The organism is Zobellia sp. 1_MG-2023 (genome assembly GCF_030549125.1).
In the GTDB taxonomy this organism is placed as follows: domain Bacteria; phylum Bacteroidota; class Bacteroidia; order Flavobacteriales; family Flavobacteriaceae; genus Zobellia; species Zobellia russellii.
Map to the genome: position 1 here is coordinate 1 of NZ_JAUOSY010000001.1, position 13,383 is coordinate 13,383.

Sequence of the window (13,383 nt, forward strand, 5' to 3'; positions counted from 1 at the left end):
TCGAACACCTTGGTGAACGGGATGACCTTGCCCCGTGGACAGATATAATGGTCTTCTTTCCCTATATATCGGAACCCATCGGGACCGCCCTTGTACGTGCCATGGGGCGGAATGAAGCTCTTTAAACTTGTTTTCTCCAAAAAGGCATAGTTCTCGCCACTGCTATACCCGGTGTCCGCTACGCAGTTCTCCCAGACCAGTCCCTGTTGCCACAATCTTCTTTGCAGGCGTTTTACGATGTCGGGCAACTGTTGGTTGTCCTTCCCGTCCGCATGGTACGCCCTGATATCGGTGATCACATGGTTCGCCGTATCGACGCTCAATTGGCTCAGGTAGTTCAGCTTTCTGGCCTTGCCAGGTTTTACGCTGATCCTCGCATCGGGGTCCGTGGGGCTGTAATGTGTTTTGTTGCTCGTATACTTGGACCCCTTGTTCTTCGCCCCCGGACGCTGGTCCTGGTCCTTCGCCCATTTTTTGTTCCTGCCCTTTATCGCCGCCAGTTCGTTCTTGCCCGCACTGACACTGCGCTGAGCTTTGTCCGACCTGTCGCCCTTGCTCTTGCGGTGCGGCTCCCCTTTGTCCATTGCGCTCAGGACACGTACCTTTCGCAGGTGTTCGTCCAGTTCCTCCTCCGGAACTTTCAGCTCCAAGGTGTCCATACTCGCATTGGCCTTAACAGGTGCGGAATCTATGGCCTGGGTATGGCCGCTCACCATGCCCTTCTCCACGCACATTCGTAAAACCTTGGTGAAGACTTCCTCGAATACACTTTCCGGGAAGAGCTGGCGCGTACGGCTTATCGTACTGTGCCAGGGAAGCTCCTCGTCTATATCGTAACCTATGAAATAAAGGATGTCCAACCGCAGGGAACAATGGGCCATGAGCTTGCGGTCGCTGATGATGTTCTCCAGGTAGCCCACAAGGCAAAGCTTAAAGAAGACCACAGGATCTATGCTCTTTTGGCCGCTGTTACCGTAATAGCCTTCGGTAAGACCGTAAAGGGACCGGAGTTCCAAAACCTCCTTTAACCGCCTGTAGAAATTGTTCCTCGGAATACGTTCGCTCAACTGGAAATGGGCGAACAGCTTTTCTTGATACTCCTTTTTTCCCTGCATACCTAAAGTTAACCGCACAACGTTAAGATCATGTTCTCCCTATGTGGTTTTTTCGTTAACTTGTGCAACAGGCACAATACCTATAGCAAATAGGGCATAAAGTGCTAAATTTAATAACTTGGTCGTGTTTACTAAGTCCGCCAAATCTTTTGATTTGGCTTTTGGAGAAACAAAGATAAAAACAAAATACAAAAGCTACGGCTACGGGCTTTGGGAAATGTTCGGTGCGTGTCCTCCGCCCTTCTTGCCATAGCCTAGACGTTGTAAACAATTATGAAGAAACTGGGAATTTTAGTATTTGGACTACTTCTTTTAACCAATTGTGTTAAAGAAAAAGATACTGTAAATAAAAAATTTAACCCATTCCAAAATAATGATGGACTCAAAAGTCAATTCTTCGACCTAGACACTATTGGATGGAAGGAGGTAGTTGGAAAAAAAGGGACTATAATTTATTACAATCGGGATTACTTTAATGTTGATTCGACCGACAAAATCACTTTGGAATTAAGAGAGTACTACGAGCTTTCAGATTTAATAAAAAGTAATATCCGAACTTTGACAAACGACAGTGAGTTGCTTGAATCTTTAGGTGTTGTATTTTTGGAATTCAAAAAGAATGGACAAAAAATTAACCTAAAAGACAACAATAACATTAGCATACGATTTCCTCTAGAGTTTTCTGGACAAGACAAAATGTTTACTGCCAAAATTGACTCTATTGGACAAATCTCATGGTCTGAAACTAAAAGTTTCTTCACTGTTATGTATTATAATCAAGAATACGGTATAGATATGCCTCGTGAAATCACAATGGATTCTTTACCACATTATCAGGAACTGTGGCGTAAACAAGATAGTATATATCAGGCAAAATACGGAGCGTACGATAGAATTAAAGAATCGGTGGGCAATTCCGTTTCTATAAACAACTTAGGCTGGTTAAACATAGACAGATATGTGGAAAACCCGTCTAAAATGGATTTTGAAATTAACAATCCAAAAGAGATAGATGGTATTATAATTTATTTTGTTTATGAGGATTATAATTCTTTTGCAAGCTTTGTACCTAACAATAAGGACCATATAACTTTAAAAAGAATTCCAATTGTTCCAAAGACTTCTATTGTTGTAGTGGGTATTAAAGGCGAACAACTTTTCGCAGAGAAATTATCGACAGAAAAGAAGCAACCTATCAAATTGAAATTAAAAAAAATCAGTAGGTCTGAATTAGTGAAATTATTTGAAAAATAACTGGCTACAACACTATTAACCGTTGCATGAACCATTGACAAGACAAAAAAACAGATTCATATAAGCCTCTTTACGGGGCTTTTTTTATGTCCGAACAGAAACGGAATTCTAATTTTGGATGCTTGCTAGAAGCGCTTAGTGAATATTGATACTAGCTCCTAATATATCCAGCTAGGAGATTACCCTTCTACGATTTGCAGACAGGGCATTTGGTTATTTGTGCGGTTTGAAGGTTTACAGAAAACGATAGTAAGACATCAGTTTCTATATTTTAAAAACGTATCCTTTATTTAGACTTTCAAAATTCTGTATACCCTAAAAGATTGCCCCCTTATAAAAGAACTATATTAGCCTATAGTAAAGAATGTCTGCAAATTACATATTCGTAAATTTGCCTGAACTGTTTATAGGTTATACCATCAAGAAACATGCATACCTCCAATAACCTTGGTTTTTTTCGCCTCTATAAACTTGCCATAGCACTGCTTTTTGGGCTACAGTTTTTGCACGCTCAAGAAACCCCACCAATCGTTAAATTTTCAGCTTCGGAATACGGAGGGGAAAACCAGAATTGGGACGTAACCCAGAATCTTCAGGGTTATATTTACGTGGCCAACAATGAAGGATTGTTAGAGTATGACGGCTCTAGGTGGACTCTATATCCCTCATTTAACAATACTGCAATTCGCTCATTATCTTCCTATAAGGATAAAGTTTATTCGGGCAGTTATATGGAGTTCGGTTACTGGACCAAAAACAATAAAGGGGCAATGATCTACCACTCTATCTCCGAGTCTATAAAAGAAAAGCTCTTTGAAGACGAAATCATATGGAAAATTGAGGGACTTGATAGATACGTAATTTTTCAGTCATATGACCGCCTTTATTTCTACGATACCGATTCAAAGCAACTAAACTTTTCTACGGACAAAGAAAACAACTACAGAATATTCAAGGTTGGTCAGAAAATTTACCTTCAGAAATACGACGGAAGAATTTTCAATCTTGAAAACGGAACAGAAAAATTGATTGCGACCATACCGGAAAACCTCAACGTAAAATTTCTACTTAACATGTTCTCCGTAAATAAGGGACTAGTAGTATTAACACGTACCAAAGGGCTGTACAAAATAGAAGACCGCACTCTTAAAAAATGGAGCATTCCCGCCGATACCCTGCTTCAAAATGCCCGTGTATTTAGAGGTATTCAGTTAAAGGACAAAAGCTTTATGCTGGGAACCATCTCAAAAGGCATTATTTCAATGTCCACTGATGGACAAATTACAGGGGTAATCAATCAAAAAAATGGTTTAAGCAACAACACCGTACTCAATTTGTTTGAAGATGCCGACGCCAATGTCTGGGCAGCCTTGGATAATGGCCTAGATTGTATCAACAGGCAGTCTTACATAAGAGAGTACAATGACCGAGATGGCACTTTTGGTACGACTTACGCCTCCATCATCCACAATGAAAAATTATATATCGGCACCAATCAAGGGCTATTCTATAAAAATCTAGGTTCTGATGAAAGTCTGAAATTTATAAAAGGGACAGAAGGCCAAGTTTGGTCTCTTTATTCCGAAAACGACCAGCTGCTATGCGGACACAATAATGGTGTCTTTAGCATTACTGGGAATACGGCATCATTGGTTGCCCATATTGATGGCGTCTGGAACTTTAAGCCCATACCCAATAGGCCCCACAAACTTCTCATTGGTCATTATTCAGGATTGGCCATATTGGGAAAAGATAAAGGCTCATGGAAACTAGATCACAAAATTAAAGGATTCGAAATTTCATCGCGTTTTGTTGAAATTCTAGATACACATGAAATATGGGTCAATCACGAAACTAAAGGAGTCTATCGCTTAATACTGAACAACGACTTATTGTCTTTTGATTCTGCCACCTTGCTTCCTGACGTTGAAAAAAGCAAAGCTTCTGGAATAGTAAAGGTTAATAATGATTTGCTCTACACAAATCAAAACGGAATTTTCAAACTTCAGCCACGCACAAATAAATTTATAAAGGACTCTATTTTAAGCCCACTCATTTCAAATGGGGAATACCTATCAGGAAAATTAGTGTTTGATCAAAGAGAACGGCTATGGAGTTTTAAACAGACCCATATTGGCTATACCCAAAAAGGTCCGTTGAACAATATGGTAGACTTCAATTCCATTCCCATTGGAAATAATTGGAGAAAAATGACTCTTAGCTTTGAAAATATCTCCCAAATAGACAACAACAAATACCTAATAGGCAAAACAAATGGGTACTTATTAATAGACCTTGATAAGGTTCCAAACAAGCCCCATCAATTAATGTTAGACAAAGTTGGTGTTACGAAAAGTGAAAAGGAGACCAAGTATGTCTCTATACTTAAAAAAGGCCAATTTTCTTACAAGGAATCAACACTTGATTTTCATTATAGCGTTCCTCAATACGGTAAGTACACCAATGTTAGCTACCAATATAGATTAGAAGGACTGGATGATTCGTGGAGCGAATGGAGTCCAAAACCATCAGTAACCTTTGAAAAATTGCCTTTTGGAGATTATGAATTTAGGGTCCAATCAAAAATAGGAAACCATGCTTCACTTAATACGGTACAATACAGTTTTGCTATCGCCCGGCCACTTTACCTCTCCAACTTAGCCCTCTTGGCATACGCCTTGCTCATATTTGGCCTTGGTTTAATAGTCCACAAGTCATATAAGACCTACTATCGTAGACAGAATAAAAAAAATATGCTCGAAAGTCAACGAGAATTGCAGTTGAAGTACATCAAAAGCGAACAGGAAACGACACGACTGACCAATGAAAAGCTTAACCAAGAAATAGAAAGCAAGAACAGAGAACTGGCCATTTCCACCATGAGTTTAGTAAAAAGAAACGAATTACTAAGAAGGGTTAAAAAAGAACTTAAAAAAAGTAACGATCTATTTAATAAGACACATCCGGTAATAAAACTAATAGATAAAAATCTGAACAGTTCAAAAGATCGGAAAATTTTTATGGAAGCCTTTAATAGTACGGATAGGGATTTTTTAACAAGGGCAAAAGAACTGCATCCTAACTTATCTTCCAATGACTTAAAATTCTGTGCTTATTTACGATTAAACCTATCGTCTAAGGAAATAGCACCGCTTCTTAATATTTCCGTTAAAAGTGTAGAAGTACGGCGTTCTAGGCTGCGAAAAAAACTCAATTTAAATAGAGAAACGAAGCTTACAGACTATATTTTATCCATTTAAAAGTTAAAACAAACAAAATTTCACCTCTACATTACCCCTACAAATTACCAAATTCCTTTCTTTTAAACTCATTTTTCTCTTAATTACCCAAACATATAAATCGCCACGAACACCATAAACAGTGGGACTCCCCTAGTGCAATGCAAGTTCGTTTCTATATGTATGTTTTTGTAGTGCCGTATTTCGCTTTTCAAAAGGTAAATCTCTATACATTGGTAACAGCAGAACTCAATGTTCTTGTTTACATAAATATATAACTAGCTAAAATTTCAACTCTTAATCTTGAACAAAACCAACATTCTATGATTATCAAACTATTTAATCCCAGAAAAAAGCTACTGTGTCTTTGGCTTAATGTATTTTCTGCTATAGTCCTCTATTCGCAAGACCAGCAAAAAATAACTGGGTCAGTTCTTGACCAAAATGGAATTCCCTTAGCGGGGGCTTCCATCGTTGCCAAAGGAACCACCCAGGGCACATCTACCGATTTTGACGGTAATTTCTCTTTGAACGCACCCCAAGAAGCCACTACCCTGATTGCATCCTACATTGGATACGCTACTACGGAAGTACCCATTTCAAAAGGCTCTATAACAATTACATTACAGGAAGATTCCAGCCAACTGGAAGAAGTTATTGTAGTTGGGTACGGTACGCAAAATAAAAGTGACGTTGTCAATGCAGTTGCCGTAACCGATGTTGAAAAAGCCCTATTGACCCCTACTTCTGATGTGAACGAAATGCTTAGAGGTAGAATAGCCGGACTTCAAGTAAATGTAGGAGGCGGAACCCTAAGACCAGGTGGCACTTCCGATATCATCTTTAGAGGACAAGGTTCCATTGAAGGTAGTATTAGTGCCATTTACGTTGTTGATGGCATCATTAGGGACGGAGGAATTGAAGATATAGACTCAGATGATATTGAGTCCGTTGAATTCTTAAAAGATGCTTCTGCACAGGCCATTTACGGCTCAAGAGGGGCCAATGGTGTTGTTTTAATTACTACTAAGCGAGGTAAAACCGGAAAAGTAAGCGTAAACTATCATGGTTTTGTAAGCTCAAAAACAATAGAGCGTAATTTTGACGTCTACAACGGACAAGAGTTTGCCCAATTAAGAAGGGAAGCTGCCCGATCTAACATTGCTGATGGCTCCTACCCCAATGAAGAGGATATTTTTTCCGAGCTAGAATTGGCCTCTATAGCCAATAACGAATTCATTGATTGGGAGGATGAATTGGTAAAGAACGGTTATGTTAACAGTCATGCCGTGAGCATTAGTGGCGGTTCAGAATTTACAAAGGTTTTTGGTAGTATAAATTACTTTAAGGAAGAAGGTATTATTCCAACTTCAAGTTATACAAGAAAAACGTTACGATTAAACGTCGATCAAAAAATTAGCAACAAGTTTTCAGTGAATTTTGACTTAAACATTTTGAACGATGATACTGAAAGAGCCGCTAACGTGAACGTAATTACTACTTCCCCACTGGGCAGAGCTTATGACGAAGATGGCAACCTCACCCAGTTTCCAAGCGGTGAGGAATTATCTGCCGTAAACCCCATCTGGAACCTAAGAGAACAAGACAATGATGAAAAAGGGAACGACTATGTAATCAACGTCACCCCCATTTGGCAAATCACTAAAGACCTACAGTATCAATTAAAGACCAACCTTACCAGAAGAACTTCGGAGAGAGGACAATACCAATCTTCACTAAGTTCCGCTGGCGACGATGTCAATGGTATCGCCCGAATAGACAACCGTTTGACAGAGTCTTACTTAATAGAAAACATATTGACCTATAATAAGGCCTTTAACGAGAACAACAAGCTTAACCTAACCCTGGTTCAATCTTCCCAAGAAAACAAATACAGTAGAACCTTTACCGAAGGGCAAGGTTTTTCAAATGAAAGTTTGGGCTATGACGGTATATCTAACGCCGTGGGGAACGTTACAGTAGAACGTGACAAAAACCAGCAAAGGCTGGCTTCCTTTATGGCCAGGGCCAGATACAACCTTAATAATAAGTATCTGCTCACTGCAACAGCTAGGACCGATGGAGCTTCGGTAAACTCGCAAGACAATAAATGGAGCTTTAACCCGGCCGCTTCCGCTGCTTGGAAACTGCATAACGAAAACTTTTTAAGGGATGTCAATGCCATTCAAGAGCTAAAACTCAGGGCTAGTTACGGTTCTTTGGTTAATGATCTTGGCCGTGCCTATACCTCCTTATTTACTGCGGATGGACAAAACTATACTTTTGACAGGGAATCCTTCTCAGGATACTCGCCATCAGTTATTCTCCCTAACACTGATTTGAAATTTGAACGGATAACGACCCTGAACTTGGGACTTGATTTTTCTTTGTTCAATAGAGTCTTAACAGGTAACGTCGATTATTACGATGCTCGAACAACCGACCTGTTACTTAGACGGGGAGTACCTTCCATCACAGGTTACCAATACACCTTTTTTAATGCCGGAGAACTACAAAATACCGGTGTAGAATTAAATCTAACAGCCAATATTATCAATACGGATAATTTTAAATGGTCGGTTTCAACCAATTGGTCAAAGAACAAAAACAAGTTGTTGGAACTTTATAATGATGGCAACGGTAACCCCATCACTGAAGATGACACCTATGGGTACTACGTGGGCCAGCCGGTTGGCGTAATTTACCAGTATGAATTTAACGGCATTTGGCAAGAAGGTGAAGATTTTGCCAACGCCCCACAGGCTAACCCTGAGTCGGCGCTTCCACAAGAAAATTTAAGAGCTGGTGACATCAAAATAAAAGATACCAATGGCGTAGATGAAAATGGCGTCGAAACCGGAATACCGGACGGAAAAATAACCCCCGAAGACCGGGTCTTTAAAAGCCCTAACCCCGACTGGTTCGGTTCATTGTCCACTTCCTTAGCGTACAAAGGCTTTGACCTGTTCGTAGATTTCTATGCGGTTGAAGGTACAGCTAAAGTGAATCCTTTTTTATCCGATTTTAATAACGGCGGAACGCTTTCTGGAAAGCTTAATGGTGTTAAAGTAGATTATTATACTCCCGAAAATCCTTCCACATCGTTTCCTAGACCTGATTTTGATAGTACTCCTCTTTATTTAAATGCCTTGGCAGTAAAAGATGCGTCTTACGTGAGATTAAGGACTGTTAGTTTAGGCTACACATTACCCGATGCCATAACCTCAGATCTAAGTTTAGAGCAGATTAGATTTTATGTTACTGGAACGAACCTTTTTACAGATACTGACTATATAGGCTATAGTCCCGAAGTAAATATTAGAAGTACCTTTTCTAATGCCGACACCGGCTATCCAGATGCAAGAAGTTTCACTTTTGGTGTAAGGGTTAAATTTTAAAAAAATAAGAAATTATGAATACCGAAAAACTATACCTAAAATTAAAGAAGATATTTGCCCTACTAAGCTTAGTCATAATAGCTGTATCGTGTGATGACTATTTAGAGGAGCAACCAAGTACCTTGATTGATTCGGATTATATATACACTACCGAAGATGGTTTAAAATCTGGCGTGGTAAGCTTATATAAGTTCAATAGGGATAGATATGACAACAGTACCGAAGATTTTATGGGCGGCGTGTTAATGTCTTCACGAAGTGATCTTGCCTTTAGTAGAACTGGCTATACCGGATTAATGGGAAGGTATGAAAGAGGTGTTTCCCCTGTAGACCAAGGTGCCAACTTTGTATCTTCTTTATTCTGGAAACACTTTTACAACATTGCCAATAAGGCCACGGAGATTATTAATGCGGCCGAGGGCTTAGAAGATATTGATGAGGAGGTAAGAACCCAAGTTTTGGCCGAGGCCAAGTTTTTTAGGTCAAACTCTTATTTCTATCTATATCGCATGTTCAACAATATCTACGTCACCACCAATACGGTTACAGTAGACAATGCTTTTGACGTTATCAATGACAAGTCATCAAAAGAAGAGATTTTTGCATTGCTGAACAGCGATTTGGATTTCGCCGTAGAGCATTTGGAATGGAACGATACCTTTGGTCGCGTAACAAAGGGTACAGCAAAGCATTTAAAAGCTAAAGTAGCCATGTGGGAAGGTAATTGGGAAGAAGCCAAATACCAAGCCGTTTCCCTTATAGAAGAAGGCCCCCATAGCCTCGTGTCTACAACAGAGGAAGTCTTTTCCGGAGATAAAAACCACGCAGAGGCCTTATTCGTAATACAGTCTCAAGACGATTTATTGGGCGGTGGTGACAATACCATGATCAATGCCAACTATGTTACCCAGTATTTTCAGATTTCTGGAATAGAAGCCAATATAGCACAATCAGGCAGAGGATTCTCAAGAATTCTTCCTAACAAATATTTGCTGGACCTTCTTGCTGAAGACCCCAATGATACCCGGGATGATGATACTTACTTTAGACTAAAATATTATTACACCTCTGGAGATAGCATAAACCAAGAAATAAAAATCTATAAGCCGATTACAGATTTGAACAATCCTAGTGACACCTATACTTCATACTACCAAAGACTTCATCCCTCTTGTATAAAGTTTGCCGAAGAAGACGACAACCCCAATTCCTACCTTCAAAGAAGCAATATAATGGTATACAGGTTGGCCGAAACCTACTTGATAGCGGCAGAGGCCATAATGCGCTCTAGTGGAGACCCCCTACCCTATATAAACGCAATAAGAACAAGGGCTGGAGCAGCTCCTTTGAGCACTGTAAATGAGCAGACCATATTGGACGAACGCGCCCGTGAACTTGCCTTTGAAGGAGAAAGATGGTTTACCTTAAAAAGAATGGGGCAAGAGGTCATTAATAGGCAAATCACGAACTATGCAGGTGATGGTGAATACTTTCCCGCTAACTTGGGAGAAAAAGACCCACGCACAAACTGGAAGCCTTACTACATCAATTTTCCCATAGCACAAATCGACCTTGATTTACTAGGCCCCGGTTACCCACAAAACGACGGATATAATTAAAAGTTCCCCCAAATAATTATTAATTGAGTTGAGTAATTTGGGCATAGGTCTTAAGACCTGTGCCCAAATATTAATGTTTAAAATGCAAAGTATGAGATGTGTTGTTCTATTAATGACAATGATTCTAGTGGGTTCGTGTTCAACCACAAAAAAGACCGTAGATTTTTCACAAAACAAAGTAGTGGCCCACAGAGGAGCATGGAAGGCTAAAAATTTACCGGAAAACTCCATAGCTTCCCTAAAGGAAGCCATCCGAATGCAATATGCAGGTACCGAATTTGACGTACGTATGACAGCAAACGATTCTTTGATAATTACCCATGACCCAGATTACGCAAACCTGGAAATTGAAGAAAGCTCTTATGAAGACCTAAGCAAATTTCCATTGAAGAACGGAGAGATATTGCCCACCCTAAGGCAGTACATTTTGACCGGCCTTGAAAACAATACAAAAACCCACCTTGTGTGTGAAATCAAACCTTCTAAAGATAAGGAAAGGGGGCTTATAATCGCTGAGAAAGTCTATAATATGATAAACGAGCTCAACGCACAACATATGGTGGTGTATATAAGCTTTAGCTATGATATTTTAAAGCGATTGGAAGAACTGAATCCTGAAGTACATACACAGTATCTAGACGGTAGCAAATCTCCAGAAATATTGAAGCGTGACGGCATCGATGGGGCCGATTATTACTTATCCGTGTTTAAAAACCATCCCGAATGGATCATAAGTGCCAAAAAGAACAAAATAGCCCTAAATGCTTGGACCGTAAATGAAGAGGAAGACATGGAATGGTTCTTGAAAAACGATTTTGATTTTATCACCACAAATGAACCCGAGCTCTTACTTAAAAAAACAGCACGACCCTAAAAAACGATATCTTCCCTGAACAACCTAGTTACAACCATTACCTTTTCCCGAAGTTTCTTATCTTGTATACATAACTAAAACCCATGCAAAAGTCCCTAATTTCAAAACAGCTAATACCTCTTATTTTTATTGGCCTTATTACCCTTGGTAGCTGTAATGACAACAACAAGAAAACCATCGATACCGAGGCGGAAGAGGAATCGCCTACAGGCTATACATTGGTATGGGCCGATGAATTTGACGGGAATGGCGAGCCAAATCCTGCCAATTGGGCCTATGAAATAGGTTTTATCAGGAACAACGAAGCACAATACTATGTTGATAATCCAAAAAACATTCGTGTTGAGGACGGCTTTCTTATTATTGAGGCCCATAAGGAAAAGGTAGAAAACGAGGCCTTCATTTCCGAAGAGGACGATAACTGGATGAAAAAGGAGGAGTATGGAAAATATACCTCGGCCAGTATAACCACCAAAGACCTAAACGAATGGAAATACGGCAAAGTGAGCGTTAGGGCCAAATTACCTAAGGGCACAGGAACATGGCCAGCCATTTGGATGCTGGGCAAAAACTGGAAAGAGGTAGGTTGGCCCCAATGCGGTGAAATAGACATCATGGAGCACGTTGGCTATCAAAGCGATTCGATTTTTGGTACGGTGCACACCGAAGCTTTCAACCACATCAAAAAAACCGAAGTAGGCAAATCTGTTTTTATAGAAAACCCTTATGACGATTTCCACGAGTATTCCATTGAATGGACTCCCGAAAAAATTATATTTCTGTTGGACGGTACTGCGTACCATCAGTTTGAAAACCTCCACAAAACCGATGCCGAATGGCCTTTTGACCAGCCTTTCCATTTAAAATTGAACTTGGCCATTGGTGGTAGTTGGGGAGGATTAAAAGGCATTGATGACAGTATCTTTCCTCAGAAAATGATAGTTGACTATGCTAGGGTATACCAAAAATAGCACGTTACGAGTTAAGTAAATCCATAAAAAGCCTCCCCCGAAACTTTCCACGAAAAGATTCTGCTTATATTATTTATTAAACCCTATCCCATTTTCACTGTCTACTGGTTTAGGCTAAAGAGAATATATGGGGAACGGGGAATTAGTAAATACTATTTTTCTATAATGATATTATTTCTAATTCTAATTATTTAGATTCTCTAAACTTTCTTTCCCCTGTATGATCTACACCTTGCTCACGTTCTAACTGTATCATTTCTTGAGGCCTAAAATTTAAAATTAAAGCTCGCCGTGGGCCTTTGGTGCTATTGCCTTTGCTAAAGTGAAGGGTAAAACCATCATGAAATGTGCACCCCCCTGCTTTTAGGGGTACAGGTTTACCATTTTTAGGCCTTATAGCTATTGATAGCGCACCACCCTCTTTACTATGAGTATGTTTGAATAAATGATTGTCATATCTGGGAACAAACCACATACACCCATTTTCTTCATATACGTCATCTAATGCAATCCAACAACTTACAGATCTTTTGTCCGGTAAATCTATCCAGTACGCCGCATCTTGGTGCCAAGGTGTTTCTGTATTTGTAAGGGGTGCCTTATTTATAAGCATGTCAAAATCCAAAGCCATATCGTCGCCTAACAAACTCTTTGCTAATGCTAAGGCCCTTTTATAGGCTTGTTTTTCCAAAAGTTGCGGTTCAATACGGCTGGGAAGCATAATTTGTGTGATTTTCTCAATAGACTCGCCCTGTGCGGTATGGCCTGACAAATCACTTCGTAAACCGGCAGTAAGCTTCTTATTTTCTAAAAGCTTATCGTACAGTTTTCTTATATCAAAAACTTCGTCAATAGGCAACAGCTCTTCTAAAGAAGTAAATCCATTATTTACAAAATCCTTTTTCAACATAGC

Annotated in this window: 8 protein-coding genes; 6 read left to right on the forward strand and 2 right to left on the reverse strand. The window is 39.7% G+C overall.

The features are described 5' to 3' along the window. On the reverse strand, positions 1-1,115 hold a 1,115-nt coding region (locus Q4597_RS00005), incomplete at its 3' end, for a transposase (RefSeq protein WP_303404281.1). A 273-nt stretch (positions 1,116-1,388) separates the two neighbouring features. Here Q4597_RS00005 and Q4597_RS00010 point away from each other — a divergent pair. From Q4597_RS00010 to Q4597_RS00035, 6 genes are all read left to right on the forward strand, one after another. Then, positions 1,389-2,369 carry a hypothetical protein gene (locus Q4597_RS00010; RefSeq protein ID WP_303404282.1) on the forward strand — a complete coding sequence of 327 codons (981 nt, stop codon included), beginning with the start codon at positions 1,389-1,391 and terminating at the stop codon, positions 2,367-2,369. Positions 2,370-2,797: 428 nt separating this feature from the next. Further along, positions 2,798-5,629 (forward strand): triple tyrosine motif-containing protein, encoded by a 2,832-nt coding sequence (locus tag Q4597_RS00015; protein WP_303404283.1) that lies wholly within the window; start codon positions 2,798-2,800, stop codon positions 5,627-5,629. Positions 5,630-5,931: 302 nt separating this feature from the next. Further along, the gene (locus Q4597_RS00020; protein WP_303404284.1) at positions 5,932-9,006 is read left to right on the forward strand and encodes a TonB-dependent receptor; all 3,075 of its coding nucleotides are present in this window, start codon (positions 5,932-5,934) and stop codon (positions 9,004-9,006) included. Positions 9,007-9,020: 14 nt separating this feature from the next. Further along, complete coding sequence (locus tag Q4597_RS00025; protein WP_303404285.1) at positions 9,021-10,625, forward strand: RagB/SusD family nutrient uptake outer membrane protein; 1,605 nt, start codon at positions 9,021-9,023, stop codon at positions 10,623-10,625. Between the two features lie 91 nt (positions 10,626-10,716). Next, positions 10,717-11,499: a glycerophosphodiester phosphodiesterase family protein gene (locus Q4597_RS00030; RefSeq protein WP_303404286.1), complete on the forward strand. Its 783-nt coding sequence runs from the start codon at positions 10,717-10,719 to the stop codon at positions 11,497-11,499. An 83-nt stretch (positions 11,500-11,582) separates the two neighbouring features. Further along, positions 11,583-12,470 (forward strand): glycoside hydrolase family 16 protein, encoded by an 888-nt coding sequence (locus Q4597_RS00035; protein ID WP_303404287.1) that lies wholly within the window; start codon positions 11,583-11,585, stop codon positions 12,468-12,470. Between the two features lie 187 nt (positions 12,471-12,657). On the opposite strand, the gene Q4597_RS00040 is transcribed toward Q4597_RS00035, so the two are convergent. Further along, entirely contained in the window at positions 12,658-13,380 is a 723-nt protein-coding gene (locus Q4597_RS00040; protein WP_303404288.1) for a phytanoyl-CoA dioxygenase family protein, read from the reverse strand. Positions 13,381-13,383 lie beyond the last annotated feature (3 nt).

Bases quoted from the DNA above. Each gene is read 5' to 3' on its own strand.
- Q4597_RS00010 (WP_303404282.1), top strand. From the start codon at position 1,389: ATGAAGAAACTGGGAATTTTAGTATTTGGACTACTTCTTTTAACCAAT.
- Q4597_RS00015 (WP_303404283.1), top strand. From the start codon at position 2,798: ATGCATACCTCCAATAACCTTGGTTTTTTTCGCCTCTATAAACTTGCC.
- Q4597_RS00020 (WP_303404284.1), top strand. From the start codon at position 5,932: ATGATTATCAAACTATTTAATCCCAGAAAAAAGCTACTGTGTCTTTGG.
- Q4597_RS00025 (WP_303404285.1), top strand. From the start codon at position 9,021: ATGAATACCGAAAAACTATACCTAAAATTAAAGAAGATATTTGCCCTA.
- Q4597_RS00030 (WP_303404286.1), top strand. From the start codon at position 10,717: ATGAGATGTGTTGTTCTATTAATGACAATGATTCTAGTGGGTTCGTGT.
- Q4597_RS00035 (WP_303404287.1), top strand. From the start codon at position 11,583: ATGCAAAAGTCCCTAATTTCAAAACAGCTAATACCTCTTATTTTTATT.
- Q4597_RS00040 (WP_303404288.1), bottom strand. From the start codon at position 13,380: ATGTTGAAAAAGGATTTTGTAAATAATGGATTTACTTCTTTAGAAGAG.